The sequence below is a fragment of the Gilliamella sp. X-57 genome (assembly GCF_057063565.1).
The window spans coordinates 1-22,352 of record NZ_JBXSQI010000028.1 but is presented as its reverse complement, the minus strand read 5'-3'; the positions used below and the strand labels follow the sequence as shown (position 1 = coordinate 22,352).

18 protein-coding genes and 1 pseudogene are annotated in these 22,352 nt (G+C 35.8%); 11 read left to right on the top strand and 8 right to left on the bottom strand.

Features of this window, described 5'->3' with window-relative positions:
- Positions 1–2 precede the first annotated feature (2 nt).
- Genes ACYIAL_RS11590 through tssE form a run of 6 tightly spaced genes read left to right on the top strand, consistent with a single transcriptional unit; the run spans position 3 to position 8,788 of the window.
- Positions 3–3,341 carry an ImcF-related family protein gene (locus tag ACYIAL_RS11590; protein WP_483751759.1) on the top strand — a complete coding sequence of 1,113 codons (3,339 nt, stop codon included), beginning with the start codon at positions 3–5 and terminating at the stop codon, positions 3,339–3,341.
- 33 nt (positions 3,342–3,374) lie between these two features.
- Entirely contained in the window at positions 3,375–4,985 is a 1,611-nt protein-coding gene (gene tssA / locus ACYIAL_RS11585) for a type VI secretion system protein TssA (RefSeq protein ID WP_174796768.1), read from the top strand.
- A gap of 58 nt (positions 4,986–5,043) precedes the next feature.
- Entirely contained in the window at positions 5,044–6,807 is a 1,764-nt protein-coding gene (tssF, locus tag ACYIAL_RS11580; protein WP_174796767.1) for a type VI secretion system baseplate subunit TssF, read from the top strand.
- Positions 6,771–7,817 carry a type VI secretion system baseplate subunit TssG gene (tssG, locus tag ACYIAL_RS11575; protein ID WP_483748441.1) on the top strand — a complete coding sequence of 349 codons (1,047 nt, stop codon included), beginning with the start codon at positions 6,771–6,773 and terminating at the stop codon, positions 7,815–7,817. Before tssF ends, tssG begins: the two co-directional genes overlap by 37 nt.
- Before the next feature lie 20 nt (positions 7,818–7,837).
- Entirely contained in the window at positions 7,838–8,353 is a 516-nt protein-coding gene (gene tssJ, locus ACYIAL_RS11570; protein ID WP_483748442.1) for a type VI secretion system lipoprotein TssJ, read from the top strand.
- Positions 8,354–8,788 (top strand): type VI secretion system baseplate subunit TssE, encoded by a 435-nt coding sequence (gene tssE / locus ACYIAL_RS11565; protein WP_174796764.1) that lies wholly within the window; start codon positions 8,354–8,356, stop codon positions 8,786–8,788.
- A 1,122-nt stretch (positions 8,789–9,910) separates the two neighbouring features.
- On the opposite strand, the gene folP is transcribed toward tssE, so the two are convergent.
- From folP to rlmE, 3 genes and pseudogenes are all read right to left on the bottom strand, one after another.
- Positions 9,911–10,747 (bottom strand): dihydropteroate synthase, encoded by an 837-nt coding sequence (folP, locus tag ACYIAL_RS11560; protein ID WP_174796763.1) that lies wholly within the window; start codon positions 10,745–10,747, stop codon positions 9,911–9,913.
- A 191-nt stretch (positions 10,748–10,938) separates the two neighbouring features.
- Positions 10,939–12,795 (bottom strand): annotated as a pseudogene (ftsH, locus tag ACYIAL_RS11555) (ATP-dependent zinc metalloprotease FtsH); the annotation flags it as partial.
- Positions 12,796–12,871: 76 nt separating this feature from the next.
- Positions 12,872–13,498 (bottom strand): 23S rRNA (uridine(2552)-2'-O)-methyltransferase RlmE, encoded by a 627-nt coding sequence (rlmE, locus tag ACYIAL_RS11550; protein ID WP_065560115.1) that lies wholly within the window; start codon positions 13,496–13,498, stop codon positions 12,872–12,874.
- 97 nt (positions 13,499–13,595) lie between these two features.
- Here rlmE and yhbY point away from each other — a divergent pair, with 97 nt between their 5' ends.
- Positions 13,596–13,889 (top strand): ribosome assembly RNA-binding protein YhbY, encoded by a 294-nt coding sequence (yhbY, locus tag ACYIAL_RS11545; RefSeq protein WP_174796761.1) that lies wholly within the window; start codon positions 13,596–13,598, stop codon positions 13,887–13,889.
- A 64-nt stretch (positions 13,890–13,953) separates the two neighbouring features.
- Here the strand turns inward: yhbY and greA are convergent, their stop codons facing one another.
- Positions 13,954–14,430 carry a transcription elongation factor GreA gene (gene greA / locus ACYIAL_RS11540; protein ID WP_034910774.1) on the bottom strand — a complete coding sequence of 159 codons (477 nt, stop codon included), beginning with the start codon at positions 14,428–14,430 and terminating at the stop codon, positions 13,954–13,956.
- 304 nt (positions 14,431–14,734) lie between these two features.
- On the opposite strand from greA, the gene ACYIAL_RS11535 reads away from it, so the two are divergent.
- The 3 genes from ACYIAL_RS11535 (at position 14,735) to hslO (ending at position 17,650) form a co-directional block, all read left to right on the top strand.
- Positions 14,735–16,285, top strand: coding sequence for a hypothetical protein (locus tag ACYIAL_RS11535; protein ID WP_483748443.1), 1,551 nt, complete (start codon positions 14,735–14,737; stop codon positions 16,283–16,285).
- Positions 16,286–16,386: 101 nt separating this feature from the next.
- Positions 16,387–16,785, top strand: a complete 399-nt coding sequence (gene hslR / locus ACYIAL_RS11530; protein WP_483748444.1) for a ribosome-associated heat shock protein Hsp15 — start codon at positions 16,387–16,389, stop codon at positions 16,783–16,785.
- 1 nt (position 16,786) lies between these two features.
- Complete coding sequence (gene hslO, locus ACYIAL_RS11525; RefSeq protein ID WP_483748445.1) at positions 16,787–17,650, top strand: Hsp33 family molecular chaperone HslO; 864 nt, start codon at positions 16,787–16,789, stop codon at positions 17,648–17,650.
- A gap of 222 nt (positions 17,651–17,872) precedes the next feature.
- On the opposite strand, the gene tsaA is transcribed toward hslO, so the two are convergent.
- The 4 genes from tsaA to metN all read right to left on the bottom strand — a co-directional run bounded on the left by tsaA (position 17,873) and on the right by metN (position 21,420).
- Positions 17,873–18,586 (bottom strand): tRNA (N6-threonylcarbamoyladenosine(37)-N6)-methyltransferase TrmO, encoded by a 714-nt coding sequence (tsaA, locus tag ACYIAL_RS11520; protein WP_483748449.1) that lies wholly within the window; start codon positions 18,584–18,586, stop codon positions 17,873–17,875.
- Between the two features lie 131 nt (positions 18,587–18,717).
- The gene (gene metQ / locus ACYIAL_RS11515; RefSeq protein WP_483751758.1) at positions 18,718–19,620 is read right to left on the bottom strand and encodes a methionine ABC transporter substrate-binding lipoprotein MetQ; all 903 of its coding nucleotides are present in this window, start codon (positions 19,618–19,620) and stop codon (positions 18,718–18,720) included.
- A gap of 14 nt (positions 19,621–19,634) precedes the next feature.
- Positions 19,635–20,276 carry a methionine ABC transporter permease gene (locus ACYIAL_RS11510; RefSeq protein ID WP_160431658.1) on the bottom strand — a complete coding sequence of 214 codons (642 nt, stop codon included), beginning with the start codon at positions 20,274–20,276 and terminating at the stop codon, positions 19,635–19,637.
- A 112-nt stretch (positions 20,277–20,388) separates the two neighbouring features.
- Entirely contained in the window at positions 20,389–21,420 is a 1,032-nt protein-coding gene (metN, locus tag ACYIAL_RS11505; protein ID WP_483751757.1) for a methionine ABC transporter ATP-binding protein MetN, read from the bottom strand.
- A 117-nt stretch (positions 21,421–21,537) separates the two neighbouring features.
- Between metN and gmhB the strand changes: the two genes are divergently transcribed.
- A complete protein-coding gene (gmhB, locus tag ACYIAL_RS11500; protein WP_483751756.1) occupies positions 21,538–22,074 on the top strand; it encodes a D-glycero-beta-D-manno-heptose 1,7-bisphosphate 7-phosphatase in 537 nt (178 codons plus the stop codon).
- The last annotated feature ends 278 nt before the right edge of the window (positions 22,075–22,352 follow it).

Sequence of the window (22,352 nt, the reverse complement as noted above, 5' to 3'; positions counted from 1 at the left end):
AAATGAAAAATAAATGGAAAAACATTGGTTATATTTTGCTTATATTTTTAGGCGCTATATTATTAACCTTAGCACTTATTTTTTTTGGTGATAAGTTTGGTTATGACACAATGAAGGAAAAAACCACCATTTGGGTGCAAGTAATGTTACTGCTATTAGGTTTGTTATGTTTACCTGCTATTTTCACAATGGGATGCAAATTATGGAATCAAGAAAAAGCTAAGCGTGAGGGACTTAACCCAACAGAAAATAAAAAGCAAAAACAACGAAAAGTCATTCCATTTGCTGAATTTCTGGATATTCAAAAACAGTGTCGATATCGTTATGGCTTTTTTTGGCGTTATAAAGTTTGTAAATGTTTAGTTTTGGGTCATCACTCTGACGTTGAGCATTTATTACCTAATTTGTCACAAGATCAATGGCAATTGTCTGATAATACACTCATGGTGTACGGTGGCGATATTCAAGATGAGCCAAATACACAATGGTTAGAAACCTTAAAAAAATATTTCTCGCGTATTTTACCATTTTTTAGCAAACCGCTTGATGCAGTTATTTGGATTGCGCCTAAGCATTATCTTAATGATAACCGCCAACAACAATTATTGCTTGAAAAGGCGGTATTAAAGCTACAAGCTCGTAATAAAGTTTTAAAATGGTCTGCGCCGCTTTATTTAGTTGCGGGGCAGCTGTGTGAATGGTCACAAACAGGGCGGGTAGAGCAGAGTGTTGGCGTGCTTTTCACTGAGTTAAAACAAGAGGACATGGAATCGGTTGTTGTGTCTCTTAATCAATTAGCAAAAGAGTGTAGTCAACGAGGCGTAAGACAACTTAAAGATAATACTTGTTATTCGTTTTTGCTCAAACTAAGTCAGGATTTAGTTAAGCGCGATATCACGAATATTAGACGTTATTTAACATCTCTAATTGCTTTTCCTTATTCTCCTCATGTTCGAGGACTCTTTTTTACTCCTCCTCAATCAAAGTCAAATAATGAAAATATGCCCATTTTTGAGCATTCTTTAGCCATGACTCCTACATGGCAATCAATTCGAGATGATGCTAATTCACAAATGGGGCGACGCATGGGGATCCAATGGGATATTTGGTCTTGTTATGCACTACTTTCACTTATGGGCGTAATGTGTATAGCGCTGTGTACTTCGTATTTTCGAAATGCATCGCTTATTGATGATAGTTTTGAACTTGTTAAGCAAGCTGATGATTCCATTAAACAAGATTATACTGCACGGTTGCAAATACAACAGCAGTTACAACAGCATTTAGAGCAGTTACTTTATCGTCAACAACATGGTGCGCCCTTATTTAATCGTTTTGGCTTAAATCATAATGATGAGGTACTTAAAAGAATGTGGCTTACCTATCGTGCAACAAATTCACGTAATATTGCTACGCCATTTCATAATATCATGACCGATTATTTGAACTTATTAACTGAATTACCACCAGGTGATCCTCGTCGGGAAAAATTAGTTGATTCTGCATATGATGTATTAAAAGCCTATTTAATGATGGGATACCCAGATAAGAGTGATGGGCTTTATTTGAGTCAGTTTGCTACAACTAAATGGCGAGCGCCAGAAGGTGTGAGTGATGGTGATTGGCAACGACTTATGCCTGATTTGGTTCGTTTTTGGGGACAGATGCTTAATTTACATCCTGATTGGGCGCAAAGTAATGATGCTCGTTTGGTTAAAGACGTTAGACAAATTTTAATTAATAAAATTGGTGTACAAAATGCTGTTAATACACTTTATCAAGAGATGATTCAACGAGCGAGCCAGCATTATGCAAATCAAAATTTGAATCAGTTACTGGAAGGGTTAGACAGTCAAATGCTGTTTTCAACGGATACCGAGATTCCTGGCGTTTATACCCGCAAAGCTTGGGATAATACTATTAAAGATGAAATTGCTGAGGTGGCAAAATATCGAAAAGAACAAATTGATTGGGTATTGAGTGATGGAGAAAATGATTTAACGGCTTCAATTTCTCCTGATACGTTAAAAAAACAACTAACCGACCGTTATTTTAGTGAATATGGTGCTGCATGGTTAAACTTTTTAAATACAATTCAGTGGCATTCATCTAATAATGTTTCAGATGTTATTGAGCAACTTACATTACTTGCTGATACTCGTCAGTCTCCTTTAATTGCTTTACTCAACGTGGTTAAGTATCAGTCTGAAGTTGCTTATTCAGGTGATGGTTTATCCGATAATTTAATTCGTTCTGCCCAAGAGTTGATTGGAAATAAATCAAAGACAGGATTGCCGATAAATAACGAGGCCTCTGGACCATTAACAGCAACATTTTTACCTGTTACCAGTTTGCTTAATAATAACAATACGAATGGACTTTCTTTGCAGACCTATTTGTTACGCATTACTCAAGTTCGTTTAAAATTACAAAATATAGCCAATAGTGCCGATCCCCAAGCGATGATGCAGGGATTAGCGAAAAGTGTTTTTAAAGGTACTTCGATTGATTTAACCGAAACGCGAGATTATGGAAACTTAATTGCCGCTAATTTAGGTGAAGAGTGGTCTGGATTTGGTTATAGCTTATTTAAACGACCGCTAGAACAATCATGGCAAGTGGTATTAGCACCAGCAGCCAATAGTTTTAATGAGGTTTGGCAAAATTATATTGTTAGTCAATGGGAAAAATCTTTTGCTGGTCGCTATCCTTTTAAAAATAGTGACAACGAAGCATCATTGGCTGAGCTAGCCCGTTTTTTACGTGCTGATACAGGAATTATTGATAGTTTTATCACCAGTGAGCTAAGTGGAGTATTGGAAAAGAAAGGTGGAAGTTGGGTTATAAATTCTGTCAGTGCTCAAGGTCTTAATTTTTCACCTAAGTTTCTTGATGCGTTAGAATTATTTAATGAATTATCGGCAGAACTGCTCACAACAGGGGATGTCGCTTTATCATTTGATATCATGCCGCGTAGTGGTAGCAAAATTACGCGGACAGAATTGGTGGTTAATAAGCAAAAGCTGGAGTATTTTAACCAGTCTCCTACTTGGAAACGCTTTAATTGGCCAGGCGATGGATACTCACCTTATTCACAGCTAAGCTGGAGTAGTGATACGTCAGGATTACGGCTTTATCAATACTATAGTGGTGATTGGGCTTGGATCCGTTTACTTGGATCAGCTTCTGTCAAACCGTTGGATTCAAGTCGTTATGAAATTGTTTGGAAAGCGCCAGATCAACGTAAGTTAAGATTTATTTTACGTACTCAGCTAGGGGGTGGTCCGTTAACATTATTGAAGTTACGTAATTTTACTTTACCGAAAACGGTATTTGAATAACAATTAATTAAAATAAAATATTGGATTATTATTATGTTTAGCCAATTATTAAGCCGTTTTTTAGGGCAACAAACCCCTAGTCAATCTGTGACAAGGGAGTTAAACCAACGTTGGAATGACTGGTTGCAACCCATTGCACCAGACAAGCCTACAGGCGAGGATTTAACCTATCACGACACATTCCAAGAAATTAAAGAAGAGATCGCAAAATTGTCAGGGGTTGATTACCCACTGATTATTACTGAAAGTGAAACAATATTAAAACAAAATAGTAAAGATATTCGTGTTGCAACTTATTATTGTTTGGCACGCTTATATATCGATGGTGCGGATGGCTTTGCTGATGGTGTTGAGCTGTTAGCTGGGTTACTGGATAAATTTGGTTCATCAATTTATCCTTCACGGCATAATATTCGTAAAAATGCGGTAGAATGGCTTGCTAATGCAAAATTTGTTGATCAACTTACTCAATTACGCCCTATACCTGAACTTTGCTTGACGCGTATTATTGTTGCGTTAAATCAAATTGATCATTGTTGCCAAAAACTTTTTGTTAGTGATGATCCTAATCAACCCATTGATTCCCCCGATTTGTCAGCGTTAGTTCACTTTTTTAATAATGGCATAAGTCAACCTACTAAAACGGCCAATGTTGCGCAAGCCACTTCGGTAGCTCCAGAACCTTCTTCGCAATTAGATTCACCTAAGAATATAACTGGAATGAAGATTGGTTCTCAACGTGATTTGCTCGATCTGGCCCGTAAAATGGCGACTTTTTTGCGTGAAAAGCCTGATGGTTATCTTGCCGCTGGTCGCTTTTTAAGGGTGCTGAGATGGGATACGATTATTGATTTACCTCCTGCTGATCATCGGGGAAAAACACGACTACCGGCCCCAAGAACAGAGCTTAAACAGCATATTAGCCGTTTAATTCTTCAACAACAATGGTCAGAGCTTTTTGAACGTGTCGAAGCTGCTTTTATGGAAAGCGCTAATCATTTTTGGTTAGATTTGCAACGGGCAACGGTAATGTCGTTACAAAAAATGGGACAGCCTTATCAATCATGGGCGGATATTTATTTAACCGATATTGGTTTAATGTTAGAGCGGTTAAATGGTGTTGAACACCTATTTTTTGAAAATGGTATGCCATTTGCTGATGATGAAACATTAGATTGGATTGCAAATAATGCGCGTATTCATCATTTAGATGAAGGTGACAGTATGCAACCCATTGCAGTATCTGCTGATGATGATTGGAATGAAATTGAAAAACAAGCTTTAGAGCTAGCTCATGCCGAAAGTTTAGAAAAAGCGTTTTATTGGCTACAAAACTTGCCATTGTTACGTTCCCCTAAACAACGCTTTTTATTGCAATATACACAGGCAAGAGTTGCAGATCAGCTTGGTAAGCAAGATATTGCATTAAAGCTATTTATTGGTTTAAATAATCAACAAAAATCCTTGACATTATTACAGTGGGAGCAAGAATTGTTGTTTGAGGTTAAGCGATGTTTATTGCGATTAATCAAGCAAAAAACAAAATCTAAAGAAATAATCAAGCCACATTTGTTAGAGTTAGTTGAGTTATTACAACAAGAGCTAATCCAACTAGATCCAGCAAGGGCATTAAGTGTGATGTAATTTTATCAACGATAAAAAATAATCAGACTAAATAATATAAAAAATAAAGAGATAAACAATGGATGATTTAATTTTACGTTATTATGAATCAGAAATGCGTTACTTGCGAGATGCAGGAAAAGAATTTTCGAAAATTCATCCTGATAGAGCAAGTCAACTGAATTTAGATCGCGTTGGTGATCGTGATCCTTATGTGGAGCGATTATTTGAAGGCTTTGCTTTTTTAACTGGGCGGCTACGCCAAAAAATTGATGATGATTTACCGGAACTTACTGAAAGTTTAGTGAGTCTACTTTGGCCACACTATTTGCGGTTAATTCCGTCATTGTCTATTATTGAATTAACGCCAAATTATATGACATTATCTTGCCCTGAAGTGATTCCTAAAGGATTACAAGTACAGACAGAACCACTTGGTCAGGCAGGTACGCAGTGTCCATATCGTACGACACAAGCAGTGACACTACAACCAATACAAATCAGTCAAGCAAAAATAGGTATCAATCATGATGGTCGAAGCATGATTACTCTTCGTCTCCGTTTTGGTGAGTTAGCTGATCTTCAACTACTTGACTTGTCCCGACTACGATTATATTTAAATGCAGATGGACCGATTGCATCAGCGTTATATTATGCGTTAACACAGCAAGTAGCTTCAATATATTTGCGTTATGCAACCCAACCTGAAAAACGCATAAATTTGCAAGGTAAAATAACCCCAGTTGGTTTTGGTGACGATGAGCGTTTGTGGCTAAAACCTGATAATGCTTTTGCTGGGTATCAACTATTATTAGAGTATTTTGCATTTCGTGAAAAATTTATGTTTGTTGATTTACATGGATTAGAGAAACATGCTATTGCGGAACAGTGTGATTACATTGATATCGAACTATTGCTTAATCAAACTTGGCCAAGTGATATGCCTTTTGACCATAGTAATATCCGTTTGCATTGTGTACCAGCCATTAATTTATTCGATATGGAAGCTGATCCTATTGTTGTTAACCAATTAGAAAGTGAATATTTGCTTCGTCCATTATTGCGTCAAAGTGGACATGTTGAGGTTCATTCTGTTGAGCATGTCGAGTCTATCACTCGTAATGGACGTTACCACTATGTCCCTTTTACGAGCTTTAAACATCGGGGTGGTATGTTACGGCATGATGCCCCAGAAAGGTACTATCATACCCGAGTTCGCAAAGGTGCTTCAGGTTTACATGATACTTGGTTGATTTTGGGCGGTAAAATTTGGGATAAAGACGATGAGCTTGAGCCAGAAACTTTATCATTACGCATCACTGGTACTAATGGCATGTTACCGCGTAAAGCCTTACGTAATGCCCGAATTCATGAGCTGTGTCATTCGCAAAATTTTATCGCAAAAGTGCGAAATTTATGCTCTCCAACGTTACCTTGTTATCCACCAACAGAAGATCGCTTTTATTGGCGAGTGCTATCGCATTTAGCGCCTAATTATCTGTCATTAATGAATGCAGAGGTGTTGCGTGGAACGCTTGCTTTATATGATTGGACAGATAACGAATTAAATCGCCGGCGTTTAGAGGGAATAGTAGAAGTTTCTCATCGAATGATTAAACGTATTGAAAAAGGGATGTTACAACGTGGTATAGAAATTGAGGTGACAATTAATAGTTACCAATTTACAGGTGATGGTGATGTGATGCTTTTTGGTGAGTTGTTACACCAATTTTTTGCATTATATGCCGATGTTAACTTATTTACGCAATTAGCGATTATAGTTTTACCAACAGGAAATAAAATTGTATGGCATCACAGCAAAGCATCGAAAGCAGTCCTTTAATGCAGGCTCTTGAAAAGAACCTGCCAAAAATCAATTTTTATCGTTTTTGTCAGTTAATTGAACAAATTTATGCAGATGGTCCTGTATTGGGTAAACACGAAACCCCAACAGCGGATCCTTTGCGTTTTGCTCCATCTATCGATATGTCTTTTCCTGCAAGTGAATTGAAATATATAGAGAGGGCACCTTATATCAATCGGCCAACTACAGTTAGAACTCGATTTTTAGGGTTGTATGGTGTTGATGCTGCATTACCACTCGGCTTACTTGATAATATTATTCGCCGTGAAGAAAACTATCAAGCCATGACCGACTTTTTAGATATATTTAACCATCGAATAATAACCCAATTTTATCGGATTTGGTTGAAATATCATTATCCGGCAAGCTTTTTAGATGGTGGAAAAGATCCGATATCACTATGTTTACTTGGATTAACGGGATTTGGTATAGAAGGGACAAGTAAACAAATTGGTACGCCACTATCTCGGTTTTTAGCATTATTAGGTTTAATTACACAAAAAACACGTACAGCCGAAGGAATAGTTGGATTAGTACGAGTGTTAGTCAATGATGCAAAAGTTGTTGTAAGTGAGTTTCATCCAGTTTGGCACTCAATTGATAACCCTGCACAGTTGGGGGGAAAACGGCATGAACGAGCTGCTTTAGATGGTGGCGCTATATTAGGATCTCGCTTTAGAGAATGTAATCAAACCGTCCATATTGCTATTACTCCACAATATGAAAGCCAGATCGCAGATTTACTACCTGGTGGGAAATTATATCATGACTTATTGGCTCTATTACGCGCTTACTTGGGATATCAAGTGGATGCCAAAATGACGCTCTATATTCAGCGTCAATTTTTACCTCGTAGTCAATTGGTATCTAAAAATAGTCGATTAGGGCAAACTGCATCGTTCACTAAAAAAGCAGTAGATGGTGAACCTATTCAAGATGAAGTCGCTGTAAATTTAGGCTGCTATTGCGGCATTAGTTATGCAGCATAATATAAAGAAAGGAAATAAATATGAAAATAATTAATATATTCATTACTATCTTATTAACTATGTGTCTAACAGGATGTGGTATTGCGCAAAGTGTCTCAGAAAAAGCGACTGATTTGAGCAACTCTGTTTTTAAATGGGATGTAAGAACTTTACATTTAGATATTACAGCAAGAGCTGAGTTAAATATAGATGATGAAGGGCGATCCTCACCAGTTGTGATTCGAATTTATCAATTAAAAGAAGCTGACGTTTTTAATTCTGTTGCTTATCAAGAGTTAGTTGATCAAGATAGTGATGAACTAAAAGATTCATTGATTGAAAGTAAAGAAATAGTATTAAAACCAGATACCGCGATTTCTATTGATGTTGCATTTGATAAAAAGGCTAAAGCGGTAGGTATTGCTGCGCTTTATAAAGAACCAGACTTAAAAGATAATAGCTGGCGACTAGTGTTAAAACGTGGAGACTTAAACATTACTCAACCACGTCAAATAATCGCAAGTCAATACACAATAAAATTGGTGGAAGAAAAATAAATGAGTGCTTCATTATACGACCAGCTTTATGGTTATTTTGAATCAGGCATAGCCGTTGAAGATGTAAGTGAAAATGAACAGACAATTATCAGCGTAATGGATAATATTGAACGTATTTTAAATAGTCGAGCAGGCGCTGTAAAACACATGCCAGATTATGGATTACCCGATATGTCAACGATCTTTCAAGCTTTACCGTCATCGGCTTATATTTTAATGAGAGCAATTGAGAAAACACTGCTTCTTTATGAACCAAGGCTTGCATCAATTAAGGTTAATATTGCGGAAGAAAGCAGTGATTCAATGGTGCTTGGTTATGAACTTATTTGTCATTTTAAAGAAGGTGGACTAGTTAAGTATGGGACTTATTTTATGCCCGACGGTAAAGCGTGTTTGAAATATACACGAAAAGATCGCAGTTATAGATATAGTTAAGAAACAGTAGTTCATATTTAAGCTGATATAGGCTAATTATGCATCGGTATTTATTTTGGCAAAATGGGGAACAAATGAATAAAATAAGTCTTTCAGTTACTTTTACTTAAACTAAAAAAGAATTTGGTGATAGAATCGAGTTTCACCCGTAAAGGTAATTGCAAAAAATCTAGGTTGGGAAAATGATGATAATAAAATTTTGCTTGGTGATTTAAAAAATCATATATCATTTTTTTAAATCATTTTCTATCATACTAAGCGTAATCTATGTAAGAAAATATCGGGTTATTTACATTGCATGATTAAATTAACCCGCTAAAAACACATAGGGCTTTTAACCAGACATTGCTTAAGCTTTTGTTCTCTCTCTTTTACATCTCTAACTATTTGCTGGTTATGCCACATCGCCATGAAAGTCCCGTTAGCAAGCGGGTATCGTGAATTCCTGATTAATTATGATGCTGATCGAATGTTTTAACGAATAGTGACTGTGAAGCTTCAACTAATCACGAAATGGTATAGAATCCTGAATATTTTTTACAAAAAATACAGCCTAAAAGTAAATGCCTTGTCTTCATTCAAGCCCCTATCGTTTTCGGTTTTCTCAGTTGTTTGAGCTAGGTGGTTTTGTGAATTTCTGATTGATGCGATGCTGATGGCATGTTTTAGCGAATAGTTACTGCGAAGCTTCGACTCATCACGAAACGGTATAGAATCCTGAATATTTTTTACAAAAATACAGTCTGAAAGTAAATGCCTTGTCTGCATTCAAGTCCCTATCGTTTTCGGTTTTCTCAGTTGTTTGAGCTAGGTGGTTTTGTGAATTTCTGATTGATGCGATGCTGATCGCATGTTTTAACGAATAGTTACTGCGAAGCTTCGACTCATCACGAAACGGTATAGAATCCTGAATATTTTTTACAAGAAATATAACATAAGGAATGAATAGTTATGTAAATAGCCCATAGTAAGCATACAACTTATGTAGAATGAGCGATTTTTATAGAAAAAAACACAACGATTTTTTCACAACACCCAAAGTTTTATATTGTCATTTATTCGGCGTAAGAATATGCCGACAATTCAAACCCAACCGTTTAAATAAACATCTTCTTTATACAATTAACCTTGTTCTGCAAGGGTTGCTTGTACAATTCTTAATGCATCGAAAGTTTCTTTAACATCGTGTACGCGAATAATGTGTGCGCCTTTCATTGCTGCAATCACAGCACACGATACGCTACCTAGCATACGTTCTTGCGGTGGCACATTTAATACTTGTCCTATCATGGATTTTCGAGACATGCCCGCTAATAAAGGTAAGTTAAAATGATGGAACTTTTCGAGTGTTGCCAATAGACGGTAGTTGTGTGCTAGTGTTTTGCCAAATCCAAAACCGGGATCCAATATAATTTTTTCGCGGTTAATACCGGCATTTATGCAACGATCAATGTGTTTGCCAAAAAATTGGTCAACTTCTTGATAAATATCTTGCTGGTAGTGTGGTGCATTTTGCATGGTTTTAGGCGCGCCTTGCATATGCATAATACAAACTGGTAGTCCTGTTTGAGCTGCTGTTTCAAGTGCACCAGGTTCTGTTAAGGCTCGAACATCATTAATTAGGTGTGCTCCAACTTTTGCTGATTCAGCTATGACTTGTGGCTTTGAGGTATCAACTGAAATCCAAACATCAAAATAACGAGCAATTTTTTCAACTAATGGCACAACGCGGTTAAGCTCTTCATCAACCGAAACTTCGGCTGCACCAGGGCGCGTTGATTCACCGCCGACATCAATAAATGTTGCACCAGCTTGAATCATGCTGTCAACGCGACGCATAGCATCATCAAGGTTGTTATAGTTGCCACCGTCAGAAAATGAATCTGGCGTCATATTAACAATGCCCATCACTTGTGGAAATGAAAGATCTATCACTTGATTTTGAAAATGTATTTCCATGATTAAAAACCTTATTTGATTAAAATTAATGATGCAGTCGTTTAAATGATCTTTAAAGTTATTAAGCACAATTAAAGTGAAATGTTCAATGTAATTGTGGTTTTTATTCCTGCAAATGTGTAAGTTATTTTTATTTTACCGATAAAAAACGCGCCGTAGCGCGTTATTTTTATTAAAGCAAATTAACTTTCTGATTGTGGTGATGTGTTACTACCATCATTTGCTGCTTTTTCATCGCTTTCTGTCCAACCATCTGGAGGTGTGACAGGTTGACGATTCATCAGTTCATCAATTTGTTGTTTATTGATTGTTTCATATTTTAACAGTGCATCTTTCATGGCATGAAGAATATCAATATTTTCCGTTAAGATAGTTTTTGCACGTTGATAGTTACGTTGAATAATAGCGTCAACTTCTTCATCAATAATTTGAGCAGTACTATCTGAAATTTTTTTCAATGGTCCATAAGATGATTCTTCGTACTCAAATAATACAGGCGGTAAACGTTCTGAGAATCCCCATTGGGTTACCATTGCTCGAGCAACATTAGATGCATATTGAATATCACTTGATGCACCCGATGTAATTTTATCTTCACCAAAGATTAATCCTTCAGCAATTCGGCCAGCATAAGCGGTAGATATTTTTGATTCTAATTGAGTTCGGCTCTGGCTAATTTGGTCACCTTCAGGTAAAAAGAATGCTACACCTAATGCTCGTCCACGTGGGATGATAGTTACTTTATGAAGTGGATCGTGTTCTGGCACAAGATAACCAACAATCGCATGCCCAGCTTCGTGGTAAGCAGTATTCGTTAATTGTTCTTTCGTCATAGATAATGAACGGCGTTGAGTTCCCATATTGATTTTGTCTTTGGCTTCCTCAAATTCTTCCATGGTAACGACTCGTTTATTACGACGTGCAGCAAATAGCGCAGCTTCGTTAACTAAATTAGCAAGTTCTGCGCCAGAGTAATTTGGTGTGCCACGAGCTAATACCGATAAGTTGACATCAGAACCCAACGGAACTTTGCGTACATGAACAGCAAGAATTTGTTCACGGCCTTTCATGTCTGGTAAGCCAATTTGCACTTGACGGTCAAAACGACCAGGACGGAGTAATGCCGAATCTAATATATCAACTCGGTTAGTTGCAGCGATGATAATGATGCCACTATTAGCCTCAAACCCATCCATTTCAACCAACATTTGGTTTAATGTTTGTTCACGTTCATCATGACCTCCCATTGAGCCAGCGCCACGCTTGCGACCGACGGCATCAATTTCGTCAATAAAGATAATACAAGGTGCGTGTTTACGGGCTTGTTCAAAGAGATCGCGCACTCGCGATGCCCCCACACCCACAAACATCTCAACAAAGTCAGAACCTGAAATGCTAAAAAAAGGCACATTGGCTTCACCCGCAATGGCTCTTGCTAGTAAGGTTTTACCTGTTCCCGGTGGTCCTACCATTAAAATCCCTTTTGGTATGCGCCCACCTAATTTTTGATATTTGCCTGGATCGCGTAAAAAGTCGACAACTTCTGTGACTTCTTGTTTTGCTTCTTCGCTGCCAGCAACATCGGTAAATTTTGTTTTGACTTGGTCTGGCGTTAACATTTTCGCTTTACTTTTACCAACTGACATTGGGCCACCCTTACCACCACCTTGCATTTGGCGCATCATAAATAGCCAAAAACCAATGAGTAAAATGATAGGGAACCAAGAGATGAGAATACTACCTATTAGGCTTGGTTTTTCATCAGGACTACCATAGACGGGTACTTTATTGGCTAACAAATCATCCATTAGTTTTTCATCAAAATAAGGGATATAAGTGACATAATTGCCATTATTTTTGGTTGTGGCAACAATTTCGCGTCCGTTAATATGCACTTCTTGGATTTTACCAGTCGTGATATCGGAATTAAATTGGGTATAATTGACTTGGGGACCACTATTGGATATTGAGCTGAATTGGTTAAATACAGCAATCAATACTACAGCGATAACTCCCCAGATCAGTAAATTCTTTACCATGTCGTTCAAAAGAAAAACCTCTCATAAAAATTAACAGTTACGACCAAATTTAACAAAGTATGGTACTACAAAATTATACAACTGGCTACTTCATACCCATTGCAACAATATAAACTTCTCGAGACCTTGCGCGTGAAGCCTCAGGTTTGCGAATTTTGACGGTTTTAAACATTGATCGCACCTGTTTTAGATATTCTTCAAATCCTTCGCCTTGAAACACTTTTACAATAAAATTGCCATTAGGCGCAAGCACGTCTTTACACATATCTAATGCTAGCTCAACTAAATACATTGCTCTCGGTATGTCAACAGCCGGTTGTCCACTCATATTCGGTGCCATATCTGACATAACAACTTGGACTTTTTCTTCACCAACCCGCTCAAGTAAAGCTTTTAAAACTGCTTCATCGCGAAAATCGCCTTGAAGAAAGTCAACCCCAACAATGGGGTCCATTGGCAATAGATCACAGGCAATAATGCGCCCTTTATTGCCAATAAGCGATGCAACATATTGTGACCAACCACCAGGGGCAGCACCTAAATCAACAACGGTAATGCCAGGTTTAAATAATTTGTCACTTTTTTGTATTTCTTCGAGTTTGAACCATGCTCTAGAGCGTAAGCCTTTTTTTTGTGCTTGTTGTACAAAGCGATCATTAAAATGTTCATTGAGCCAACGTGTTGAGCTCGCTGAGCGTTTTTTATTACTCACAGCGAATAAATCCTTAATGTAAAGAGGTCACTTCATTGATTACAAATATATATAAGGGTAGAATAACAAAATTGCAACTTAATGTGATAAAAATTTAATGAATTTATCGAATAAACAAAAACAGTATTTAAAAAGTGAAGCTCATCATTTAAAACCTATTGTGATGATTGGCGCTAATGGATTTACCGAAGGCGTGCTTGCCGAAATTGAAAATGCCCTAAATTTCCATGAGCTAATTAAGATTAAAGTATCCGCTGAGGATCGCGAAACTAAAAAACTCATTTGTGATGCCATTATTCGTGAAACTAAAGCATTACCTGTGCAACAAGTGGGATCAATTTTCACGATTTTTAGACCAAGCGAAGATAAAAAAATCTCTTTGCCTAAATAAATACAACAACAGGGCTATGTGCCCTGTTTGTTTATCTGCCTTTATTGAAGATAGATGTTCAATATTAGATATATTCAACCTTAACAATATCAAATTCTACATCACCGCCCGGCGTTTTAATTTGTACGGTATCACCGTCTTCTTTGCCAATTAACCCCCTAGCAATAGGTGAGTTGACAGAAATAAGATTTTGTCTGTAGTCAGCTTCATCATCACCAACAATGCGATAGGTTGTTTCTTCGTCCGTTTCAATATTTATGACGGTTACTGTTGCGCCAAAAATAATACGTCCAGTATTTTTTACTTTGGTGATATCAATTATTTGTGCTTGCGATAATTTGCCTTCAATTTCTTGAATGCGGCCTTCACAAAAACCTTGCTGCTCTCTTGCTGCATGGTATTCAGCATTTTCTTTTAAATCGCCGTGTGCTCTTGCTTCGGCTATTGCTGCCGTTATTTGTGGTCTTTTGACATTTTTTAGCTCTTCAAGCTCGGCTCGTAATAATTCAGCTCCCTTAACTGTCATTGGGATTTGTTTCATCTAGGTATCTCCCGTTTTTACTTATATTAGATAAAAAACCACTCCTCCTTATCTTAATTAAAAGAAAGGAGAAGTGAATTGTTCTGTTAGTTATTTAAAATAACATTATGGTGAATGTTTATATCTTAACTGTCAAGTTAGCTTAATAACAAATCATTCATACCGAAAATGGGATGCTATTTTTATTAAAATCGGTTATCGTAAGGTAATTATTAGTAGTTCATTATAACAATTAAATTTATTTATGCGACGATTACGGTTTTACATAATCATCTCCCTATCTATTGTCTGGTTTTTGGTATTATTGTCTTATTTTGTTGTGCAAACCTCTTTTGGTGCCAAGATAGTCAGTCAGCAATTATCCAAATTAAGTTCTTTTAAAATTTCAATCGGCGGAGTTCATCACTCATTTTCAAATTCCTATGAATTAGTTTTTGATGATGTTGTTGTCAGCTCTAATAGGCAAGAGCTTGTTAATGTTCCTAAATTAGTCGTAGGATTAGATAAAAGTAATCTTTGGCAATTAACTCATTTTAACTATGTTATCGTCATTAATGGCAATATTAATATTAATGATACGCAATTTAGTCATTACGATTTTTCAACCAATACGTTAAAATTTGTCAATTCAAATGCTAATATTCTGGTTAATAATGGAAAGGAAACGCTTTCGTTCACCCAAATCAATGGAGGCATTAAACCCTTTGCTTCTTCAGGCGCGGATAAATACCAATTTGATTTTACGTCGCAAAAGGTTTTAGTAAAGCAAATCCCAATAAAATCACTGCTCATTCAAGGTTTTCATCGAGATGGTGTTACAACCATAACTAATTTAGGTGGCAATGTTAATGACGGTTTTTTTGTCAGTAAATTAAAAATCCTTACGGACAATAGTTTAAATATCGATCAATTAAAGCTGTACAATATAAACTGGCAATCAGCGGAAGATAATGTACTTAATAAATATTCTCATGTTCTGCCAAAGTTGATGATTAAACAATTATTAATATTTGAAAGCAGCATACAGTTACCTAGCTTTTTAATTGAAAAAGGCAATATTGAAGCGACTAATCTTCGTTATGATAAACAGTGGCACTTTGATCAAAGTGCTGTTATTTTTACTGCTGATCATGTTGTTTGGCATGATGAATTGTTTTCGTCGGTATTAGTGCAATTATCATCCTATGATCAAGAAGTGACAATTCAAAGAGTATTAGCAAAATGGAATAAAGGTAGTATCAATTTTGCTGGAAATTGGAAAGATAATACTTTACATCTAGAACAATTAACCTTAGCCGATATTAATTATGAGATTCCTGAAAAGTTAGATCTATTTGTGTTACCTAATATTTTTAGAGATATCAAAATTGATAAGCTTACGATTTTACAAAGTTTGATAATTAGAACACAGAGTGATTTCCCTTTTAGCCTATATAATTTTCAAGTTTCTGGTACCAATGTCACTTTAGCGAAAGATCAAAAATTAGGAATCTTCTCAGGAATTGTCTTTTTTAAATCTGAAAAAGGTTCAGTTAACCGAATTGATATTCGTTATCCCGATCTGGTTCTAACATTTGATTATGAAAACCATCCTTCGTTAATTTTTAGCACTTTAGCTAGTGGGGGAATGATTGAGTCAAGAGCAACAGTTGATTTATCGAAAAGTGAACCATTATCTTTGCAATTTAATGCTTATGGTGTAACAAGTTCACTACTAGAAAATTGGAAATTAGTAAATCAACCACCAAAAGCTATTAATTATTCAGCTAATTTAAATGGTAAATTATTGCCATTTAGTTTTTCAGGTACATTTTCTGCAAACGGGAATGATTATATTATCAATTTTGAGCATTGACTTTTATAAAAAGATCCTTATATGGATTGTTATGATGTTTAAGGTACTATATGCGTTTGGGTATAAAATAAACTCAATAATAAGTGTAATATGAGGGTGTAATGGTTCTTGTAAGATTAGATAAATGGCTTTGGGCTGCAAGATTTTATAAGTCTAGATCATTAGCTCGCGAAATGGTTGAAGGTGGCAAAGTGCACTATAATGGTCAACGCACTAAACCAAGTAAAATTGTTGAAATTGGTGCAATCTTAACACTTCGCCAAGGTTCGGATCAAAAAACAATTCAAATTTTAGCTATTAGTGAACAACGAAGAACAGCCATTGAAGCTCAACAACTTTATCAAGAAACCCTTGAAAGTATTGCTAAACGAGAAGCAGTAGCACAAGCACGTAAGCTTAATGCATTGACAATGCCGCATCCTAATAGAAGACCGGATAAAAAGGAGCGACGTAATTTGATTAAATTTAAATATGATAGGCAACAAGGTGGCAACAATTAATATGGATACTTTAAATCGGTTTTTATTTGATAATCATCCTATTCGTGGTGAAATTACTCGTCTTGAACAGACATATCAGGCAATTTTAGATAATCATACATATCCAATTGCGGTACAAAACTTGCTGGGTGAATTATTGGTTGTAACCAGCCTATTAACGGCAACACTAAAATTTGAAGGGGATATTGCTGTCCAGTTACAAGGTGATGGCGCGTTATCTTTAGCGGTTGTTAATGGCAATGATCAACAGCAGCTACGTGGTGTTGCTCGGGTTAACGGTGATATTGCTGATGATGCTACGCTTAAAGATATGGTTGGCAATGGTTATATTGTTATTACTATTACACCAAAGCATGGTGAACGTTATCAAGGCATCGTTGGACTAGAGAAAGATACACTTATTGGTTGTATCGAAAATTATTTTATGCAATCAGAGCAACTTCCTACACGCTTATTTGTTAAAACTGGAGTACATAACAATAAGCCAATGGCAGCTGGTATTTTATTGCAAGTTTTGCCTGCCAATGAGAATACCGCTGAGTCATTTGAGCATCTTAGCGCATTAACTGAGACAATGACGAGTGATGAGTTATTTCAACTTTCTACTGATGAGATTTTATATCGGTTATATAACCAAGAGGAAGTGCGTCTTTTTGAAACACATGATATTACTTTTAAGTGTGGATGTTCACGTCAACGTTGCGAAGATAGTTTAATGACTTTACCTGATAATGAAATTGATGAAATCCTAAGGGAGGATAATGGTAAGATTGATATCCATTGTGATTATTGTGGTAAACATTATCTATTTGATACAATCGATATTGCTGAAATGAGAAGCAAACGTAACATACATTATCATTAATTTTTCATAGAAAAATACCATTAAGGCTATTAATAACCTTAATGGTAAAGTGGAATATAGGGAATTAAACTCATATTCAATTTAACAGAAGACCAAAAAGATGCCAAGCTATTTTTAACGGTGTTGTATAACAATCTTGTTAAGAAAATGGGTAAACCTATTTTCCATTGCAAATAGTAAGCAATTTTTTCAGTTTAAAATGTTTAGACTAATGAAGATTTTTTACTTACTACTTACATAGATATCTTCAATAAGTGCGTATTGAGTGATGATTCTCCATCTAATATTAAAATGGTAGAGTGTAAGTCCATATGTTTGTTCATTAAGGTTCTTTTGCTTGTAGGCCGGCCTTGGATCTTGAGAAATGACTTGTGTAATTAATTCAGTGAGTTGAGGATAATTTTGTTTTTGTAGCTCTAAAACTAATTGTGCTTTTTGTGAAAATGCTACAGCTAGTTTTTTTTCTGGAATGGATTGTGCGTATCCTGCATGTGCTTCTGAATGGCTATCACAATAAGGGAGATAAGGTTTGATATCAATAATGGGTGTACCATCAACCAAATCAAGGCTGCCTAATTTTAAAATAACCTGTTTATTTTCAACAATGATATCTTTTAATTCTACTGCTGAAAGTCCAATATGATTAGGTCTAAATGGTGATCTTGTGGCAAATACGCCCATTGTTTTATTACCACCTAAACGAGGGGGGCGAACTGTTAATCCCCATTTTTCAGGAGCGATGTGGTGAAATAGAAATAATAGCCATAAATGTGAAAACTGCTCTAATCCTTTAATACTAATAGGATCATTATAAGGGGCTAATAAATACAGTTCACCTTGCCCAGCACTAACTAAATTGGGTTGTCTTGGAACGGCAAATTTTTCACTATAAGGTGAGCGGATAATGCCGATTGGTTCAATTTGATATGTCATTATACGTTGATGATTTTATTAATGGGTAGCAGGTGGCGAATTTTTTAGTTACTTAATTTATTATTTCTATATTAATTTTCCGCCGATATAAACATCGGCGGAATTGAGATTAATCAATCATTATTGGTAGATTATTACCAACCACGAATTGCACCACCATTAAAGATTTGGTCAGCTTTTTGTGCAACAGCTTCTGTTTGGTATGCTTTAACAAAGTTTTTCACGTTTTCGTTATCTTTATCAGCTTCACGCGAAACGATAATGTTGACATATGGTGATTCTTTATCCTCAACAAAAATCCCATCTTTGCTTGGCGTTAAGTTTGCTTGTCCTGCAAAGGCGTTATTGATGATTGCTAGATCAACTTGTGCATCATCTAATGAACGAGGTAACATTGGTGCTTCAAGTTCTAAAATCTTATAGTTATAAGGATTACTTGTAATATCAAGTACAGTTGGCAGTAAACCTTTAGATTTATCAACTGTAATCATTCCTTCATGTTGTAATAAAAGTAAAGATCGGCCTAAGTTTGTTGGGTCATTAGGAATAGCAATAGTTGAATTAGCTGGAATGAAGAAGGTTTCACCGCGTGGTGAAGTGACTTTTACACCTTTTCCTGTTTCCACTGATTCATCAATGGGTTTTAATTTATGAGAATAGCTTGCAATAGGATAAACAAATGAATTGCCTACTATAGCTAATTGATAACCACGTTCTTTCATTTGTTCATCTAAATAAGGCTTATGCTGGAAAGCATTTACCTCAATTAAGCCATCATTTAATGCTTGGTTTGGGGTTACGTAATCGTTAAAAATAACTAGTTCAACATCTAGATTATAAAGATCTTTCGCTTGTTGTTTAACTACTTCAGCAACTTCTTGTTCAGGACCTGAAATCACTCCTACTTTAAGCGTGTTCACTTTAGCTGGCTCCGCTGGTTTATTATCTGCTGTGGCTGGTTGTTTATTATTATCACAGCCAGTTAAAAAAAATGCACTTACCAATGTGCTAATAAGTACTAGCTTTTTAATAGACATATATTTCTCCAAAATTAATGATGTGTAACGCGTTTAACAATCCTATTGCCAATAAATTGAATAATAAAGACAATAATAATTAATATAACTAAGACTGTGTTCATTATAGCAGGCTTGTAGCCATTGTAACCATATTGAATCGCAAGTTGACCAAGACCTCCAGCACCAACGGCTCCGGCCATTGCAATGTATCCTGTCAAGGTAATTAAGGTAATTGTCATACTATTGACAATTACAGGTAATGACTCAGGTAATAAAACCTTATATATAATTTGTAGTGGTGTTGCACCCATTGAGCGAGCAGCTTCAATTAATCCTTTGGGCACATCTAACAATGCATTTTCAATCATACGTGCAATTAATGGTGATACGCCAATACTTAATGGAACGACAGCTGCTTGTTTACCAATAAAGGTGCCCATTAAAATAGTAGTGAAAGGAATAATCCATACAATTAATATGATAAAAGGGATTGAACGAAATACATTAGTAATAAATGAGATAACGCTATTAGCAACATAACAATCTAATATTTGTCCTTTACGAGTCGTGTAGAGTAATATGCCAATGGGTAATCCAATTATCGTTCCCCAAAAACCTGATAAGATGACCATAAAAAGAGTTTCATCTGTTGCTTGCGCCATTTTGAATAGCATTGCTTCATTAAAACCATTAAAGGATGAACAAAAAGCAACAAAATCAGCCCAGAAATTGTATTGAGTTAAGTATCGAAATAGTGATTCAAAAGGTTTAAAAGAGGGAATAAAATCAAACATAGCCTAGCACCTCTACTTTAGTATTATTTTTTTCTAGAAACTGAATTACCGATGTCATACTTTTTTGTTTCCCTCTCATTTCAGCGAGCATTAGGCCAAATTTAACTCCACCGGCATAATCCATTTGCGCACTAATAATGTTACTTTCAATCTCGAATTCTTTAGCGATTTGTGATAACAAAGGTAAATCAACTGAAACCCCAGTAAACTCTAAACGTAATAAAGGATTGAGTCCTTCTTTATGTTCAGCTGATAGCCTTATTAAATAATCATCAGGAATATTAAGGTGTAAAGTTGATTGAATAAATTGTTTCGCAATATCTGTTTTAGCATTAGAAAACATTTCACCAACTGATGATTGTTCAACTAGTTTCCCATCACTAATAACGGCAACTTGGTCACAAATCTGTTTTACTACATCCATTTCATGGGTAATTAATAAAATGGTTAGTCCAAATTTTTGGTTGATATCTTTTAATAATGCCAAAATTGAACGAGTAGTTTCAGGGTCAAGCGCACTGGTTGCTTCATCGCACAATAGTACTTTGGGATCGCTTGCTAAAGCTCTGGCAATTGCAACACGTTGTTTTTGGCCACCCGATAAATTAGCTGGGTAAACATTTGCTTTCTCTGTTAATCCAACAAGTTCGATAAGCTCATTTACTTTTTGCTTAATTGCTGCTTTAGGTGTTCTATTCAGTTCAAGAGGAAAAGCGATATTATCAAATACAGTACGTGAGGAAAGTAAATTGAAATGTTGAAAAATCATGCTGATTTTTCGACGTATGTCAATTAATTTTCTATTTGAAAGATTTGTAATATCTTGATTATCGAAAATTATTTTTCCGCTAGTGGGTTTTTCAAGCAGATTAATACAGCGAATCAGTGTGCTTTTCCCCGCTCCAGATTTGCCAATAACACCATAAACCTGCCCTTTAGGAACATGGATATTAATATCTTTTAAAGCATAAACAGGTGTTTTATTATGCTCAAATGTTTTCGAAATATGTTGTAGTTGTATCATAATATATAAAGAAAAAGATGAATAAATGAATATTAAGACGTCTAGACATCTAAGTCAATCAATAATATTCTATGTAAGATTAGAGTAATAGCTAAATAAAAAGGAAAAAGAGTAAACATGAAGCCAGCTATTTTTTTAGATCGGGATGGTACCATTAATATAGACTATAATTATGTACATACAATTGATAAATTCCATTTTATTGATGGCGTTATTGATGCAATGCAAGAACTCAAAAAAATGGGTTTTTTGTTAGTTATCACAACCAACCAATCAGGTATTGCCAGAAATATATTTACTGAAGAGCAATTTCACACGTTAACTGAATGGATGGATTGGTCTTTACAAGATAGAGGAGTTGATTTAGATGGCGTTTATTATTGTCCTCACGATTCGTTAGTTGATACTTGTGAATGTCGGAAGCCAAATCCAGGTATGATTCAAACCGCAGCAAAAGAATTGAACATAGATATTGCTAACTCTTATATGGTAGGTGATCGGGTGTCTGATTTATTATCAGGTAGACAAGCTGGCGTTAAAAGGACAGTTCTAGTAAAAACAGGTGATATGATAACAGAAGAAGCATTAGCTCAAGCTGATTGGTTACTTGATAGTCTAGCGGATTTACCTCAAAAAATAAAATTAGAATCTTAAGTATGGCATCGGTTGTGTAAAGAAAGTATTTTAATACATCAAAATAAAATAGTAATTTTAGCTAAAATGTATCGATTCAGTATTTTTTTAATACGCCTTGGGTAAAAAAGATGCAAATGGAAATAAATTACATCATAACCCCTTGCATGATTTTTTAAAGCCCCTATAATGCGCATCCACTGACACGCAGTCAGCGACAAGCAGGCGGTGAGTGAGTTAAAAATAAGATCGAAAATTTGAAAAAAGATCTTGACGAATAAAAAAGTGTAGCGTAATAT

Coding starts and splice junctions, on each gene's coding strand:
- ACYIAL_RS11510 (WP_160431658.1), bottom strand. CDS start 20,276: ATGCTATTCAAAATGGCGCAAGCAACAGATGAAACTCTTTTTATGGTC.
- ACYIAL_RS11590 (WP_483751759.1), top strand. CDS start 3: ATGAAAAATAAATGGAAAAACATTGGTTATATTTTGCTTATATTTTTA.
- metN (WP_483751757.1), bottom strand. CDS start 21,420: ATGATACAACTACAACATATTTCGAAAACATTTGAGCATAATAAAACA.
- gmhB (WP_483751756.1), top strand. CDS start 21,538: ATGAAGCCAGCTATTTTTTTAGATCGGGATGGTACCATTAATATAGAC.
- hslO (WP_483748445.1), top strand. CDS start 16,787: ATGGATACTTTAAATCGGTTTTTATTTGATAATCATCCTATTCGTGGT.
- tssF (WP_174796767.1), top strand. CDS start 5,044: ATGGATGATTTAATTTTACGTTATTATGAATCAGAAATGCGTTACTTG.
- tssG (WP_483748441.1), top strand. CDS start 6,771: ATGGCATCACAGCAAAGCATCGAAAGCAGTCCTTTAATGCAGGCTCTT.
- tssA (WP_174796768.1), top strand. CDS start 3,375: ATGTTTAGCCAATTATTAAGCCGTTTTTTAGGGCAACAAACCCCTAGT.
- tssE (WP_174796764.1), top strand. CDS start 8,354: ATGAGTGCTTCATTATACGACCAGCTTTATGGTTATTTTGAATCAGGC.
- metQ (WP_483751758.1), bottom strand. CDS start 19,620: ATGTCTATTAAAAAGCTAGTACTTATTAGCACATTGGTAAGTGCATTT.
- greA (WP_034910774.1), bottom strand. CDS start 14,430: ATGAAACAAATCCCAATGACAGTTAAGGGAGCTGAATTATTACGAGCC.
- tssJ (WP_483748442.1), top strand. CDS start 7,838: ATGAAAATAATTAATATATTCATTACTATCTTATTAACTATGTGTCTA.
- yhbY (WP_174796761.1), top strand. CDS start 13,596: ATGAATTTATCGAATAAACAAAAACAGTATTTAAAAAGTGAAGCTCAT.
- folP (WP_174796763.1), bottom strand. CDS start 10,747: ATGGAAATACATTTTCAAAATCAAGTGATAGATCTTTCATTTCCACAA.
- hslR (WP_483748444.1), top strand. CDS start 16,387: ATGGTTCTTGTAAGATTAGATAAATGGCTTTGGGCTGCAAGATTTTAT.